The 14999-nt window shown below is 64.9% G+C and carries 18 protein-coding genes; 4 read left to right on the top strand and 14 right to left on the bottom strand.

Going from position 1 to position 14999, the window contains the following annotated elements:
* Positions 1-354 precede the first annotated feature (354 nt).
* Positions 355-606, top strand: coding sequence for a hypothetical protein (locus HAP47_RS16805; protein WP_173637286.1), 252 nt, complete (start codon positions 355-357; stop codon positions 604-606).
* Positions 607-669: 63 nt separating this feature from the next.
* Here HAP47_RS16805 and HAP47_RS16800 read toward each other — a convergent pair whose 3' ends face one another.
* From HAP47_RS16800 to HAP47_RS16785, 4 genes are all read right to left on the bottom strand, one after another.
* Complete coding sequence (locus HAP47_RS16800) at positions 670-909, bottom strand: DUF6719 family protein (protein WP_173637287.1); 240 nt, start codon at positions 907-909, stop codon at positions 670-672.
* Positions 910-1104: 195 nt separating this feature from the next.
* A complete protein-coding gene (locus HAP47_RS16795) occupies positions 1105-1821 on the bottom strand; it encodes an outer membrane protein (RefSeq protein ID WP_173637288.1) in 717 nt (238 codons plus the stop codon).
* A 360-nt stretch (positions 1822-2181) separates the two neighbouring features.
* Positions 2182-2622, bottom strand: a complete 441-nt coding sequence (locus HAP47_RS16790) for a hypothetical protein (RefSeq protein ID WP_173637289.1) — start codon at positions 2620-2622, stop codon at positions 2182-2184.
* A gap of 218 nt (positions 2623-2840) precedes the next feature.
* A complete protein-coding gene (locus HAP47_RS16785) occupies positions 2841-3161 on the bottom strand; it encodes a His-rich protein BRANT (RefSeq protein WP_173637290.1) in 321 nt (106 codons plus the stop codon).
* Between the two features lie 280 nt (positions 3162-3441).
* Here HAP47_RS16785 and HAP47_RS16780 point away from each other — a divergent pair, with 280 nt between their 5' ends.
* Positions 3442-3999, top strand: a complete 558-nt coding sequence (locus HAP47_RS16780) for a tetratricopeptide repeat protein (RefSeq protein ID WP_173637291.1) — start codon at positions 3442-3444, stop codon at positions 3997-3999.
* A 128-nt stretch (positions 4000-4127) separates the two neighbouring features.
* Here HAP47_RS16780 and HAP47_RS16775 read toward each other — a convergent pair whose 3' ends face one another.
* The 9 genes from HAP47_RS16775 to HAP47_RS16735 all read right to left on the bottom strand — a co-directional run bounded on the left by HAP47_RS16775 (position 4128) and on the right by HAP47_RS16735 (position 11853).
* The gene (locus tag HAP47_RS16775; RefSeq protein ID WP_173637292.1) at positions 4128-4397 is read right to left on the bottom strand and encodes a hypothetical protein; all 270 of its coding nucleotides are present in this window, start codon (positions 4395-4397) and stop codon (positions 4128-4130) included.
* Positions 4398-4620: 223 nt separating this feature from the next.
* Positions 4621-4923 (bottom strand): copper-binding protein, encoded by a 303-nt coding sequence (locus HAP47_RS16770; protein WP_173637293.1) that lies wholly within the window; start codon positions 4921-4923, stop codon positions 4621-4623.
* 29 nt (positions 4924-4952) lie between these two features.
* On the bottom strand, positions 4953-5426 hold the full coding sequence (locus HAP47_RS16765; protein ID WP_173637294.1) for a cupredoxin domain-containing protein: 474 nt from the start codon (positions 5424-5426) through the stop codon (positions 4953-4955).
* 44 nt (positions 5427-5470) lie between these two features.
* Positions 5471-6826: a multicopper oxidase family protein gene (locus HAP47_RS16760; RefSeq protein ID WP_173637295.1), complete on the bottom strand. Its 1356-nt coding sequence runs from the start codon at positions 6824-6826 to the stop codon at positions 5471-5473.
* A 12-nt stretch (positions 6827-6838) separates the two neighbouring features.
* Entirely contained in the window at positions 6839-8257 is a 1419-nt protein-coding gene (locus tag HAP47_RS16755) for a TolC family protein (RefSeq protein ID WP_173637296.1), read from the bottom strand.
* Positions 8258-8266: 9 nt separating this feature from the next.
* Positions 8267-8578: a hypothetical protein gene (locus HAP47_RS16750; protein ID WP_173637297.1), complete on the bottom strand. Its 312-nt coding sequence runs from the start codon at positions 8576-8578 to the stop codon at positions 8267-8269.
* Between the two features lie 77 nt (positions 8579-8655).
* A complete protein-coding gene (locus HAP47_RS16745; RefSeq protein ID WP_231168906.1) occupies positions 8656-8988 on the bottom strand; it encodes a hypothetical protein in 333 nt (110 codons plus the stop codon).
* A 222-nt stretch (positions 8989-9210) separates the two neighbouring features.
* Positions 9211-11388, bottom strand: a complete 2178-nt coding sequence (locus tag HAP47_RS16740) for a xanthine dehydrogenase family protein molybdopterin-binding subunit (protein ID WP_173637298.1) — start codon at positions 11386-11388, stop codon at positions 9211-9213.
* Positions 11389-11391: 3 nt separating this feature from the next.
* Positions 11392-11853 (bottom strand): (2Fe-2S)-binding protein, encoded by a 462-nt coding sequence (locus tag HAP47_RS16735; protein WP_173637299.1) that lies wholly within the window; start codon positions 11851-11853, stop codon positions 11392-11394.
* A gap of 182 nt (positions 11854-12035) precedes the next feature.
* Here HAP47_RS16735 and HAP47_RS16730 point away from each other — a divergent pair, with 182 nt between their 5' ends.
* Together HAP47_RS16730 and HAP47_RS41330 are read left to right on the top strand one after the other, a co-directional pair.
* Positions 12036-12689 carry a LysR substrate-binding domain-containing protein gene (locus tag HAP47_RS16730; protein ID WP_256460310.1) on the top strand — a complete coding sequence of 218 codons (654 nt, stop codon included), beginning with the start codon at positions 12036-12038 and terminating at the stop codon, positions 12687-12689.
* Positions 12662-12916 (top strand): LysR substrate-binding domain-containing protein, encoded by a 255-nt coding sequence (locus HAP47_RS41330; RefSeq protein ID WP_256460309.1) that lies wholly within the window; start codon positions 12662-12664, stop codon positions 12914-12916. The genes HAP47_RS16730 and HAP47_RS41330 overlap by 28 nt, the downstream gene beginning before the upstream one ends.
* Positions 12917-13259: 343 nt before the next feature.
* On the opposite strand, the gene HAP47_RS16725 is transcribed toward HAP47_RS41330, so the two are convergent.
* Positions 13260-14846: a S10 family peptidase gene (locus tag HAP47_RS16725; RefSeq protein ID WP_173637300.1), complete on the bottom strand. Its 1587-nt coding sequence runs from the start codon at positions 14844-14846 to the stop codon at positions 13260-13262.
* Positions 14847-14999: the final 153 nt, after the last annotated feature.

The following is a 14999-nucleotide window of genomic DNA, read 5'->3' as shown; positions in this document are numbered from 1 at the left end:
GTTTTGGCCGGAGCCAGTTTCCCTAAAGCCACGACCAGACCAGCGCCACGTTGGCGGCACAGGCTGCGAGCAGCACAACCGCAAGCGCGAGCTGCACGCGTTCGTAGGGGGGCTGGTGGATCGCTCTCATGGCTCGGAGCATCCGGCGATTCTACCCGGGGAGTCCCGGGGATTCTTTTTTCCGGGGTTTACCGCTCATTAAGGACTCAGGCCCCTCCGGCGAAAGGCCTGAAATGACCCATGTTTTCAGACGGTTGTCCGGAATCTTAGCTCACAGTTCCGTGATCGGAACGGCGATCTTGCGTGAAACCCGGGACGTGCCTTGGCGTTGTCGGTTGTTTGGGGAAACGACGAATGCCGTACGCGCTGTTCTATCAAGACGCCAAGCTGAGCAAGACCTACCCGACCGAGGCGGACGTCTGGAAGCTTGCCTGGAAATCGGGCCTGGTGGTGGATACCGTCTCCGAGGAGGAGAAGTCCTCGCCGCGCCCGGTGCTGGACAATGACTACGAAATCCGGCCGTGCCAACCCGAGCCGAACGAGGATCCGGCCAAGAACAAGGCCGATGCCGAACGCGAAGCGCGTCTGGAGCCGCGGTTGAACTGAGGGACAGTGGGTCGTCCGGTGCGCATGGGCGGACCGGATGTCGATGCAGCCGTCGCGCTGCCGTTACGGCGTCGCCGTCGCCAGCGACGCCTGTTCGGCGGCGAGCGAGACGCAGATTTTCCGCCGATGCAGACCGCGGATCGACCCGGTCACCTTGAGCACCTTGCCGGCCGCGCAGGAGGCGTCCTGCACGAACACGACCTCGTAAGGCGCGAGTGCCAAGGGTTCGGATTTGAGGATGGTCTGGGCAAAGCACGGCACGGAGACCGCAGAGATGATCAGCCCTAACGCAAAGCTACGCATGTTTGTTTGTCCACCAGCCCGGCGATCCCACAATAGCGCATCACGATGAAAGTTCCGTGCAATGCAGGAATTATTTTTTGCATTGCACGATCAGGCCTGAACATCGGGTGAATGTGGGAGCGCGGGCACGCGGCAGGCCAACGAAAAAGGCCGACCCGAAGGCCGGCCTTTCGATCTCGACGATACGATGACGGATCAGTAGCGGGAGCCCACCGGACCGCCCCAGCCGAAGCGGTAGTTGACCCCGAGCTTGACAGTATGTTCGTCGTTCCGGAAGCTTGTACCGACAATGTCGGCCGGACCGCTGGTGAAGGTCGTCTTGCCGAAATTGTAGTACTGGTACTCGGCCTTCGCCGACCAGTTCGGGGCGAACATGTATTCGAGGCCCGCGCCGACCGTGTAACCATCCTTGTGACCGCCATCGGTGGTGAAGGCCGCCGGCACGCCGCCGACCGACGCCGTGATGTTGTTATTGTCGCGCCAGGCGTAGCCGCCCTTGGCGTAGAGCAGCGCCGGACCCCAAGTGTAGCCGAGGCGGCCGGTCACCGAACCGAGCTGGTCGGTATTGCCGGTCACGACCGTTCCGGCGGGGAACGTCAGGCCATTGTTCGAGGAACTCGGCAGCCAGGAATACTGCGCCTCGATACCCATCACCCAGTTCGGCGCAAACTGATAGTCGAAGCCGCCCTGCACGCCACCCATGAAGCGCGCGTCGCTGCCCATCAGATTGGTGCCGTCGGTGAACGCGCCGCCGACATGGCCGCCGATATAAAAACCGGTCCAGTTGTAGACGAGCGCCGGGGCGGTATAGGGCGGCGGTGCCTTGGTATAAGTGCGGGCCGGCATGTCAGCCGCAAATGCCGGGCCCGCAAGGGCGGCCAGCGCGACTGTGCCGAGCAAAAACTTCTTCATCTCTGATCCCCGTTACGAACGCTGCGCTGTTAAGCCAAACAACGTGACGCCAATTAGGTTGCTTTGGGGCAATGCCTGACCTGTGATGTTTCCGAGCTGTGACGGGGTCGCAACAACGCCCGTTTGTTCCTTGCCACAGAAGGTTTTTTCACCGGTTAAGCAGCCGCATTTCGGCTGTATGTAAGTCGCAAACGGCTAAGTTGAAGTTCAGCGCTCCCCGAAAAGTGATCGGAGTTCGCTAAGGATTCGATCAGGCTTGTTGCGACGAGCCGCCGCGCTCTACAGCGCGGGCATGATCTTCGCGCAAACGCTACGCGTTTGTCGCGAGGGAAAACCGCTTCACACTTTTCCGGATCATGCCTAGCGCGCCATTTTTTCCAGTTCCGGAAATGGCGCGTAGGACGCGCCGGCGCAGGCCTCGGCGGCATTGTCGAGGATGCGGTCGAGCCGGCCGTCGACGAACAGGACGCCGCGCTCCCGGGCCGGGCGGTAATTGCCGTCGGTATCCTTTGCGCTGTAGCGCAGGCACACCACATAGCGCAGCCGGCCGCCGACCGTGCGCTGCACCGGCTCGGCGATCCCGGCTTCGCGGACCCCGACCGGATTGTTCAGGTAGGTCCGCATGAAGGCCAGGATCTGGTCGCGGTACCGGTCCGGAAACGGCTGGTTGGCGACGCCGCGATCGTCGGTAAAGGTGGTCGAGCCGCCGCCGTCATCGCTGGTGAGGCAGCCGGCAAGCGGGATCGAGAGCAGCAGGATCGCCGCCAGTTTTGATGAGGTCCGTAAACGACGCTGTTTCATGAGTCCCCGGCCGCGTCTCATAAACCGCCAGGCGGGGAATTCGCAACTCGGTTGTTCCCGCCGAGCCGGCGCCCAGCCTCGCAACCGAAGCCCCGACGCACTCCGGCCCGCCGCCATTGGGGAAGCAATGGACGGACGGGCCGGTTCTGCATCCCAAGGGCGCAGCGGGGCAATGTGGATCGAACGACGCCCTTCGGATCAGGCTCAGCCCCGCTTGATCAGCCGCGCTTGGCCGGCGCGACGTGCTTGGTGGCGACCTTCGCGTGGACGTGCTTGGTCGCATGCTTCGGCGCCTTCACCTTCAGCATGCCCATGTGCTTGTGGTGGTGGTGATGGCGATAGTGCTTGTGGTGCATCTTGGCGTTGGCGTTGCGCACCTTCGAGGGCAGCTGCTCGCTCTTGATGACGGGGGCGGCCTTGGCCGCCGGGGCGGTCGTGGTCACCGGCGCGGGCGCAGCAGTCTTGCCGGCCTCAGCGGCGAGCGCGGGCGCTGCGATCACGGACATGGCGAGCAGCGCGGCGGAAATCGTCTTCAGCATGGTGGTCTCCTCTGCGGGATCGAGAGGTCTCCGGCCGGATGGTCGGCCTCACCGATCAATGCACGTGACCTTATGGGCCGCGCACTGAACCCGTTCTGAAGGGCGCTGACGGTATTCATTCATGTGAATGACATCTTGGTCATGTTGGCCGCCCCCTGCCGGCGGGGATCACGCAATCGTGGACCCGGGCGGGAATGTTCTGCACCCTCGGGTGTTCAAGTCAGCAGGCTTGGGTGTAGGATTACCGAGCACGATCAGGAACGATCAGGAGCAACCAGGAATGAGCAAGTCGCCGAAGTTTCTTTGGAAGTTTTTGGGCCTCGCAGTGCTCTCGATGACCCTCGCCGCCGGGCCGGTCATCTCGGCCTACGCCGCAGGCGGCGACAATCCCTCCCCGCCGGCTTCCGACAGCGGCAGCAAGGGCAAGAAGGCGAAGAAGGACAAGAGCTCCGCGATCGACGATCAGAAGTTCCTGGCCGGCTATCACGCCGCCTATGCCACGATCTACGACAAGCACGACTATAGCGCCGCGATCGAGCAGCTGAAGGCGCTCGGCCAAGATGACCGTGCCGACGTCGCCAACCTGATCGGCTATTCCTATCGCAAGCTCGGCGACTACAAGGTCTCGCAGATCTGGTACGAGCGCGCGCTCAAGGCCGACCCGGCCCATGTGCGCACCTGGCAGTATTACGGCCTCTGGCAGGTCGAACAGGGCAACCGCGATCAGGCGCAATACCACCTGAACCGCATCGCCCAGCTCGCCGGCACCAGCAGCGACGAATATCGCTCGCTTGCCGCCGCGCTGGAGAAGCCCCCGGGCACCGGCCTGGTTTACTGAGCAAGCGAACCGTTCAAACATCAAGCCGGTGTAGTCACAATGACTGCGCCGGCTTTTTGCTGATCGATGTCGCTGCGATAGGATAGGTAACCCATCTGGAGGTGATTGCCTTGCTTGGGCTCCGCAGCCTACGGGTAGTGCTCGAGGCGCCGGTCGGGCTTTTGCGGACGGCTCGCGCCCAACGTGCTGCCGTCAGCCGGCTTCGCCGGGTGCGCGGCCGTCGCGATCGGCGGGCCGCTGTCGCCGGTCTTCTTGCTGGTGTTCAGCGCCTGGCCGGTGGTGGTGACGTTGGCGGCCTGCCCGGCTCCCGCCAAGCCGGCCGACGGACCGGAGCTCTGCGCCAACACGGTTCCCGACAGCACCAATGCCGCCATCAGTATTGCCGCGTTGACTGTCATGGAGGGGCCTTCTGCGCACGAATGATGCACAGCAACGCGCCGCTGCCACGGACGTTCCCCCGGCGCCATCATTTAAGGTAAATGCAAGGCGAATTCCCCTGCCTCCCCTCCCACGTCTCAGGCGGCAGAACACGGCACGTGCGGCTGAATCCGCCATGCGCGGCTGCCGGCGGTGTTTCAGCCGACAGCCCATCGTGCGCGGAGCGACGAGACCGATGTCGCCTCACTTCGCCTTCTGGATCGCGGTGACGGTGTAGCCGCCGTCGCCCTCCTGGGCTTCGAACTTGACCTTGTCGCCGACCTTGACCCGCTTGAGCAGCGCGGGATCCTTGACCCGGTAGACCATCGTCATCGCTTCGTCCATGCCGAGGCTCTTGGCCGGGCCGTGCTTGAGCGTGATCTTGCCCGCGCCCTCGTCGATCTTCTTGACCTCGCCGTTGATGGCTGCGGCCTGCGCGAAAGCGCCGCCCAATGTCAGCGCCAGCGCGAGCGTGATCGCGCCTGCCATCCGGATCATCCTGTTCATCGTTGTTGTCCTTTCTTTTGTTGCTGGTTTCATTTCACGATGACGCGGCCGGTCATCCCGTAGTCGCGATGGTCGGGAATCAGGCACGAATATTCGAATGTTCCGGCCTTGGTGAACTTCCAGACGATCTCCGCGCTCTTCTTCGGCGCGAGGCGGACGCCGTTCGGATCGTCATGCTCCATGTGCGGATGCTTCTTCATGACTTCGGCATGCTTCAAATTCTCCTCGGTGGTCGCGAGCAGGAATTCGTGATCCTCGGTGCCGCCATTCTTGATCACGAAGCGAATCTGTTCGCCGCGCTTGACCTCGATGCGGAACGGCGTGAACTCCATCTCCTTCATCTCGACCTCGACCGTACGCGACGGCTTGCTCGGATCGCCGGGCTCACCGGCCGAATAGGATTGGTGACCGTGTCTTTCGTGACCGCGCGACGGCATCGCGGTGATGGACAGCGCAACGAGGGCGATGACGGTCGTTGTGAGATTCTTCAATGGACTCTCCATCTTGAGTTTGATGCTTGCTTTTCGTGGGACGTCGCGTCGATCCGCTACATCTTCATTCCCTTCATCGATGGCTTGCTCTTCCGCTCGGGCGCGGCCGGCGGCTGCCGCGCGGGCTCGGCGGCTGGCGCGTCGACCTCATAGGCAACGGTGCCCGATGGATAATTGTATGGACCGGGATCGGCGTAATCGTCGCGGCCGAGCCCGTCGCGGATCTTCATCACGGTGAACATGCCGCCCATCTCGATCGGCCCGAACGGTCCCGTTCCGGTCATCATCGGCAGCGTGTTGTCGGGCGCCGGCATCTCCATGTTGCCCATCGCCATCCCGGTCGATCCCATCACCATCGCGTCGGGCGCGAGCTTGCCGACCGCCTTCGCCAGATCCTGACGCGACACGCCGATGAAATTGCGCATGTCGTGGCCCATCGCGTTCATGGTGTGGTGCGACTTGTGGCAGTGAAACGCCCAGTCGCCCGGATTGTCGGCGAGCATGTCGAACGCCCTGACGGCGCCGACCGGCACGTCGGTCGTGGTCTCCGGATATTGTGCGCTCTGCGGCACCCAGCCGCCGTCGGTGCAGGTCACCGCGAAATTGTGTCCGTGCACATGGATCGGATGGTTGGTCATGGTCAGATTGCCGATCCGCACGCGGATCCGGTCGCCAAGCCGGATCGGCATCGGATCGATGCCGGGATAGACGCGGCTGTTCCAGGTCCACATGTTGAAGTCGGTCATCTCGTTGACCTTCGGCAGATAGGTGCCGGGGTCGATCAGGTAGCTGCTCATGATGAAGACGAAGTCGCGGTCGACCGGACGAAACGCCGGATCGCGCGGGTGCACGATGAACATGCCCATCATGCCCATCGCCATCTGCACCATCTCGTCGGAATGCGGGTGGTACATGAAGGTCCCGCTGTGCTTCATCTCGAACTCGTAGACGAAGGTCTTGCCCGGCTTGATGTGCGGCTGGTTGAGGCCGCCGACGCCGTCCATGCCTGACGGCACGATCATGCCGTGCCAGTGTACCGTGGTATGTTCAGGCAATTTGTTGGTGACGAAGATGCGGACCTTGTCGCCTTCAACCGCCTCGATCGTCGGTCCCGGCGCCTGGCCGTTATAGCCCCAGAGATTGGCCTTCATGCCGTCAGCGAATTCGCGCACCACCGGCTCGGCGACGAGATGGAATTCCTTCCAGTCGCCGTTCATCCGCCACGGCAGTGACCAGCCGTTGAGCGTCACCACAGGCCGGTAGTCGGGCCCGCTCGACGGATGCAGCGGCGGCTGCATCACCGCTCTGTCCATGGTCGGCGCCTCCGGAATGGCGGCAGCCTGAACGCGGCCGCTGACCGCGCTTGCCGTGACCAGCGCCGCGCTCCCCAAAAATCCTCGACGTGAAAACATCTACGTCTCCTCTCAATGATCGCCGGCCGCAGGCGCGGTCGAGGTGATGGCGGATGGTGTCGATGGCGCGGCCGCCGGGCCGTCGCCGTTGATCGCGGTCTGCAGGTCGGATTGCGCCAGCCAGAAGTCGCGTTTGGCGTCGATCGCTGCGCGCAGCGAGCCGAGCCGTTGCCGCGCTTCGGTCAGCAGCGCAAACACGTCGACCTGCATGCTGGAGAAGCGCAGCTGCATCTCCTCGGTGATGATCTGCCGCAGCGGCAGCACCTCGCGCTGGTAGTGGCTCGCGATGTCGTAAGTCGAGCGGTAGACGCGATAGGCGTCGCGCGCCTCGGAGCGGACATTGATGGCCTTCTCGGTCAGCCGGTTCATAGCCTGCCGGTAGGTCTCGGCCGCCTGACGCACCCGCACCTCGCCGCCGTCGAAGATCGGGATCTGGAACTGGACGTCGAAGCCGCGCTCCCTGAATGGCGGGCCCTCGGGATCGCGCGTCCGCCTGTCGATGCCGGCGACGTCGAGCAGCGTGACGAAGCGCGTCGCTTCGGTGAGATCGAGCGCCTTGGCGAGCGCGACAATCTCCATCCGTGCGATCTGCAGATCGACGCGATGACCGACCGCGGCGACCTCGATCGACGGCTGTTCCAGTGGCCGCTTCGGCAGCAATGGCAGCTTGCTCGAAATCCGGAAGCCGAGATCGCCGTCCCACAATCCCAAGAGACGCGCCAGCCGCTCGCGCGAGCTCGCCGCATTCTGCCGCGCGCTGGCGAGGTCGGCCGTGATCTCGGCGTAGAACACCTGCTCGCGGGCCTGGTCGAGCTTGTTCATGCCGCCGGTCTCGCCGAGTTTCTTCGCGAGCTGCGCGGTCGATTCGGCAGTCGCCTTCGCATCCGTCAGCAGCGCGACCGTCTCGTTCGCCGCTACCGCCGCGACATGGCCGCGCCGCACCTCGGCAGCGAGCCGCAAGGTAGCGAGCGCAGCCTTGAGCTGCGCCTGGCGGAAGCGCTCGCGCGCGATCTCGGAGCGCGCCGGCAGCATCGCGAGCGCCAGGATGTCGCCGACCACCTGCCGCTCGACCTCGCTGGCGCCGTTGCCGGTGATCCGGGAAACCGAGAAGGTCGGGTTGGGCGGCAGGCTGTCGGCGACGAGTTCCGTCTCCGCCAACGCCAGCTCGTTATAGGCGGCCTGCAAACCCTTGTTGTTCAATAGCGCGAGCTGGACGGCGGCATCCGCAGTCAGGTTGCGCGCCAGCAGCCGCTTCACCGCGGCGTCGACAGTTGTGGCTTCGTCTTTGGTGCGAACGAAGGCGATGTCCTTGCCGATCGCCTGCGCGGTGACCTCGGAGACGACGCCCATGCCGCCGTCGGGCGAGAATGACGCGCATCCCGCGAGCGCGGATGTCAGCAGCAGGATCGGCACGATGGCCAGATGTCGCATGGCGCCCTCCTACCGATTCGAATTGGTCGGCGGCGTCACGCCGTCGTTGCGCTCGCGCCAGGGCAGCGGCGTCGCCGGACGCAGGCTGCTGTAGGGCGCGATCGTCGAGCGGTAGCCGACGCTGGCGCTGCCCGCCGACGGGTTTGCCGGATCGCCTGCGGCGGCAAGCGGCCGGCCGTTGGCCATGCAGCCGGCAAGCGACCCGGCCGCGAGGATGGCGGAGGCGATCCGCAACGCGAATGTGGATGGCGCGCGCCAGCCAAGCCGGTTGCCAAGCCGTGTGGCCACGGCGGCGAGCCTCCCCCCGAAATGCGAATACATGGGTCTGTCCCGATCGTCAGATGAATGACAGGCATGCGCACGCGAGCGCGCGGCGCAGCCACGATGTCAGCTGAGGATCAGGCGATGGGGGGACGATAGAGCCGCGCCGGCGCCTCGCTGTGCAGGCTCTGAAGAGCCTCGGCGAGACGGGTCGCGATCGGGTGCAAGGGAGCAGTGACGGACGGAAGATCGGCCGGCAGCGCCGACACGCACATCATCGCGCAGCATGGTCCCGGCGCATTCTTGCCGTCGTGGCTGTGCTTCGCATGTTGGTCGGTGGCATTGGCCGCGTGCTGGCCATGCATGCCACCATGATCATGTGCGGCATGATCGTGCGCGACGCCTTCGGCATGCACCTTCGTCATCCCGTGCACATGCGCGGCGGCGGCCGGCGGGACCTCATCAGTCAAGCACGGAAACGGCGCTCCGAATGCAAGCGCAACGGACGGGGCGAGAACGCAAAACAAATAGGCCAAGATGATGGAACACCCCGCCCGCACCCGCCCTGACCTGTCCAACCGCACCAACACCCGCCCGATCGCTCCGATCGCACCCAGCAGCAGGCCAGCCGCAAATCAGCCTGCTGCAAATCGCGACCAGCTATATACCCCCTCTGGGTATCGCGCAATCGATCACGTCTGCTTCAACACCGCCGGATCGACCGGCATCTTTCGCAGCCGCTTGCCGGTCGCCGCGAAGATCGCATTGCTGATCGCAGGCACGATTCCCGATGTCCCGGTCTCGCCCATGCCGCCCGGCGGCTCTGTGCTCGGCACGATATGGACCTCGATGGCCGGGGCCTGATCGATCCGCAGCATCTGGTAGCTGTCGAAATTGCTCTGCTCGATGCGACCGTCCTTCAGCGTGATTTCGCCATAGAGCGCGGCGGTGACCCCGAAATTGACTCCGCTCTGCAGCTGCGCCTGCACGGTGTCGGGATTGACGACGGTGCCGCAATCCATCGCGCAGACGACGCGATGGACACGGATCGAACCGTCCTTGGCAACCTCGACCTCGGCGACCTGTGCGAGGTAGCTGCCGAACACGAATTGCAGCGACACGCCGCGGCCACGCCCGGCAGGCAGCTTGCCGCCCCAACCGGCCTTGGCCGCCGCGAGCTCGAGCGCCGCCTTGGCGCGCGGCGACTTGCCGAGCAGCGCCTTGCGATATTCGACCGGGTCCTGCTTGGCGGCCGCCGCCATCTCGTCGATCATGCTTTCGGTGACGAACACGTTGTGCGAGGGCCCGACGCTGCGCCAGAACGCGGTCGGAATGCCGGGTGGCTCGACCCGGACATATTCGACGTGGAAGTTCGGAATGTCATAGACGAGATTGATCGCGCCTTCTGTCGTGTCGGGGTCGAGACCGTTGCGGAACGCCGGGGGCGCCCATCGCGCAATGACGGAAGAACCCGCGAAGCGGTTGTTCCAAGCCACCGGTTTGCCGGCTGCATCGAGGCCGACCGCAATCCGGTCGCACCAGTACGGCCGGTACATGTCGTGCTGGATGTCCTCCTCGCGGGTCCATACCACCTTGACCGGCGCATCGACCTGCTTTGCGATCTGTACGGCGCGAATGACACCATCGACCTCGAGCCTGCGGCCAAAACCGCCGCCGAGCAGGTGATTGTGCACCACCACCTTCTCCGGCGGCAGGTCCAGCATCTTCGCGGCCACCGCCTGCACGCGCGAGAGCGCCTGGTTGCCGACCCAGATTTCGCAGCCGTCGGCGCGAACATGCACGGTGCAGTTCATCGGCTCCATCGTTGCATGGGCGAGGAACGGCAGCTGATAGCTTGCCTCGAGTTTCGTCGCCGCGCCCGCCAGCGCCTTGTCGGCGTCGCCGATATTCTGCGCGACCGCGCCGGGCTTCGTAGTGGCGGCTTCGAGCTCGCGCGCGATATCTGACGTGGCGAGCTTGGCGTGAGCGCCCTCGTCCCACTCGATCGTGATCGCCGCGAGACCTTTCTTCGCCGCCCCCATGTGATCGGCCACCACGGCGACCGCGTCATCGAGCTTCACGATCCGGCGCACGCCGTTGACGGCTTTCGCCGCCGCATCATCCACGCGCTTGACCCGCCCGCCGAACACCGGCGACTGCGCCAGCGTCGCGATCTTCACGCCGGGCGGCCGCGCGTCGATACCGTAGACCTCCGAGCCGTTGATCTTGGAGGGCGTATCGAGCCGCTTGGCCGGCGTGCCGATCAGCTTGAACTCGGCCGGGCTCTTCAGCGTCACGTTCTCCGGCACCGGCATCTGCGCCGCGTCGGCCGCCAGTTCGCCGTAACCGAGCTTGCGTCCCGACGCCGCATGATGCACCTCGCCGTTCTCTGCGCGGCACGCGCCGGGCTCGACGTTCCAGCGTTTCGCCGCGGCCGCGACCAGCATCGCCTTCGCCGTGGCGCCGGCTTTCCGCATCGGCTGCCAGGCGCCGCGCATCGCATTCGAATTGCCGGTGGCTTGCACGCCGAGCAGCGGGTTGGCATAGAGCTTGTCGCTCGGCGGCGCGTGCTCGAGCTGAACCCGCTTCAGGCCGATCTCGAGCTCCTCGGCGATCAGCATCGGGATCGAGGTGTAGGTGCCCTGCCCCATCTCGACATAGGGCATGGTCAACACGACCTTGCCGTCGCTGCCGATCCGGATGAAGGCATTCGGCGCGAAGTGACCGGCGGCCGCGGCTTCGCTCTCGCGGCTGGCGAACGGCAGGCTCACGCTGAGCAGCAGGCCGCCGCCTGCGATCGCGCTGGTGCGGAGGAAATTGCGCCGCGACAGATCGGCGGCGCGCTCAGACAAATTGTCGATCAGCGTCATGGCTCAACCTCCCGACTGCGCGGCTTGCTTGATGGCTTCGCGAATGCGCACATAGGTGCCGCAGCGGCAGATATTGCCCGACATCGCGTCGTCGATATCAGTATCGGTCGGCTTCGGCTTGCTTGCGAGCAAGGCGGAGGCGGACATGATCTGCCCCGACTGGCAATAGCCGCATTGCGGCACCTCATGCGCGAGCCAGGCGTCCTGGATCTTCTTGCCGGCCGGCGTCCCGCCGACCGCCTCGATGGTCGTGATCCTGGAGTCCCCGATGCTGTCGATCGTCGTGATGCAGGAGCGCACCGCGGTGCCGTCGAGATGCACCGTGCAGGCGCCGCACAGCGCCATGCCGCAGCCGAACTTGGTGCCGGTCATGCCGAGCACGTCGCGCAGCACCCACAGCAGCGGCGTATCGCCATCGGCATCGACCGAATGACTGGTCCCATTGATCATGATCTGGAAAGGCATCCTGACACTCCTGTCCTCGTTCGAGACCCGCCCGGACTGCGCCCCTCCGGGCGCAACCGCGACATTCCAAAGCGATCGAACGCGCAATCGCGCCGATTACTCACTTGTGGTAATAAATCCAATTCCAATGCCGCGTAAGCGGCGCGATGATGCGCACTGAAATAACCATTGGTTTACAATCCATGGACCGACTGACCAGCATGGCCGTGTTCGCCCGCGTCGCCGATCTCGGCTCCTTCACCGCGGCGGCCAAAGAGCTGCGGATCTCGCCGACCATGATCGGCAAGCATATCCGTTTTCTCGAGGACCGGCTCGGCTCGCAATTGATCAACCGGTCGACGCGGCGGCAGGGCCTCACCGAGCTCGGCCGCAGCTATCTCGATCACTGCAAGCATTTGCTGGAACAGGCCGAGGCCGGCGATGCGCTGGTCGAGGAAGCGTTGAGCGCGCCGCGCGGCAAGCTCCGCGTCGCGACCTCGGTCGCCTTCGGGTCGTACAGCCTGGCGCCCGCGCTGGTCCGCTTCATGAGGAAATACCCGGAGGTTTCGGTCGACCTCGTGCTCAGCGACAGGATGGTCGATCTGCTCGAGGAAGGCCTCGACGCCGCGATCCGCGTCGGCACGCTGACCGACTCCACCATGATGTCGCGCTCGCTGTCGCCCTACACCGGCGTGGTTTGCGCAGCGCCAGGCTATCTCGCCGAACACGGCACGCCGACCCATCCAACGGATCTCGCCGCCCATGAATGCCTGCGCTATCCTGGCTGGTCGGACGCGAGGCGTTGGAGCTCTCCGGGCCGGAAGGCGAAGTGCATGTCGACGTCGAGAGCCGCCTGACCATCAACAACGCATTCGGCATCCGCTATGCGGCGCTCGCCGGCGCGGGCATCATACTGATGCGCGACGAGCTGCTGGCCGACGATATCGCCGCGGGGCGGCTGCAGGTGCTGCTGCCCAATTACACGACGCAAAGCCGCGCGCGCCAGATCCTGTGGCCGAAGAACCGCAAGATGACGCCGAAGCTCCGCGCCCTGATCGATTTCATTGTGGAGACCTATGGCTGAAATAAATTGACCCGGTGCAATTCGGAAGCGTGGAATCGGAGGATGGGTGGAACGAAGTGATACCCATCAAATATCGCCGGCGCCGGCGACCTATTTGGCTTTTCAGAACATTCCCCAAACCAGACGTTCAATGCACCAGTCTCACCCGATCGAGGGGCGCTCGCGGTCGTCACGAGCGTGGGTCGAGATGCGGTGGACGCCGAGCGTGGTGCTGACGAGAGCACGCAAAGCGGACGGCGAAATCGTTTGGTCCCAACGCCGCCGCGGCGTATGGGTCCGGCTTTCGTCGGAAAGAGATCACGCTCCGTCCGCTACTCCACTCCGATCGGCAGCGATATTCCCCTCACTTCACCAGCGCCTCGACCTCCTTGCGGAATGCCTGGCGCGAGCCGTCGCGAGAGTAGAACATGTGGCCGCCGGGATAGACCGCGAGCCTGGTGCGGCTCGGACCCGCGAAGGCCGGCAGCTGGTCGAGGATGATCTTCGAGGCGAAGTACGGCGTCGCGAGATCGAACAGGCCGTGACCGATCAGGAGCTTCAGCTTGGGGTCGAGCGCCAGCATCTGGCGCAGCTGCGTTACCGACTCCGGCGGGTTGACGCCATGACCAAACTCCCAGGCCTTGTTCACGCTCTCGCTGAGCAGATGATAGGAGCCGTCCGGCCGCCAGTTCAATTTGCGCGTGGTGAGATCGACGGCGGCGCTGGTCAGCGGCGCCATCAAGGGATCGCCGGACGGATCGTTGAAGCGGAACGAGCTGGAGTCCGGAAAGGGATCGAAGCCTTCGACCGAGCCATCGTAGCGGCCGGTCACCTTGCCGTTCTTGCGATCGAACTCGCGGCGGAATTCGCCGATGTCGAAGCGGCCGGCGAGCCTGCGGCTCACCGCCGGGTCGATGCCGGTCAGGGTTGCGACCTTGTCGGCGAGCCGCGCGGTGGCCTCGGTATCGGCCTGCCCTTTGACGAGATCGAGCAGGAAATCGCCGCGCGCGTAGCTCTCGACGTCGGCGAGATCCTCGCGCGTCACCGGCCCCTTCGCGTGCCGCGCGACCGCCGTCATGGTCGGCAGGCTCGCGACATATTGCAGGATGCTGGTACCGGTATAGTCGCGGAAATCGAGCACCGGCGAGATCAGGATCAGGCCGCGGACCCCGACACCCTGCTGCATTTGCAGATTGCGCACCACCTTGGGCCCGCGAATGCCGCCATAGCTTTCGCCGGTAAGATATTTCGGCGAGGTCAGCCGGTCGTATTTCTCCAGCCAGCGGCGGATCACCAGCGCGACCGAATTGGCATCGCCATCGACGGTGAAGAAGCGCTTGCGCGCATCCTCCGAGGTGGTGACGAAGCGGCTGTAGCCGGTGCCGACCGGATCGATGAAAACGAGATCGGTGAAATCGAGCCAGGTGTCCGTATTCGGCTGCAGCTCCGGCGAGGCCGAGGACACCGCGCCGTCGCCGTCGAACGGCAGTCGCCACGGCCCGACATTGCCGAATTGCAGCCAGGCCGACGCGGAGCCCGGCCCGCCGTTGAACAGGAACGTCACCGGGCGGCTCGCCTTCTCGGCGCCGTCGAGCTGGTAGGAGGTATAGGCGATATCGGCGAGCGGCTCGCCCTTGTCGTCGAACACGCGGATCGAGCCCGCGGTCGCGCTGAAGTTCAGCGTGCGGCCTGGCAGCGCGACCGATTGCTTGGTCGTGGAATCCGGCGGCAGGCGGTGCTGCTCGGCGGCAGGCGTGTTGGCCACGGCGCCGGAGCCGGCCTCGCCGCGCCCTGCCCGTCCTCCCTTCTGGCCGCTTGGGTTCTGACCGCTTGGGGCCTGCGCGCTCGGCGACGGCGACGGTTGCGGTGTCTCGTCGTCGGCCCGCACCGCGGTTGCGAGGCAGGCCACCAGCAACGCCGCGGTGAGCTGTGTCGCAAAACTGTTAGCCATGCCGTTCACTCCCTGGGCCGACATTTACGCATTTCGTCTGCAAACTGCGCTAGCTTGGCGGCACCCGCAAGGCATGCGGTCCGTTCCTGGACCATCTCGACAAGCCCGTCCGGGATGTATAGACGAGCGCGGCGTGTTCCGTGCCAAACGAGT

Source organism: Bradyrhizobium sp. 41S5 (assembly GCF_011516665.3).
GTDB lineage: Bacteria > Pseudomonadota > Alphaproteobacteria > Rhizobiales > Xanthobacteraceae > Bradyrhizobium > Bradyrhizobium quebecense.
This window is presented reverse-complemented; position numbering and strand designations above follow the sequence as displayed.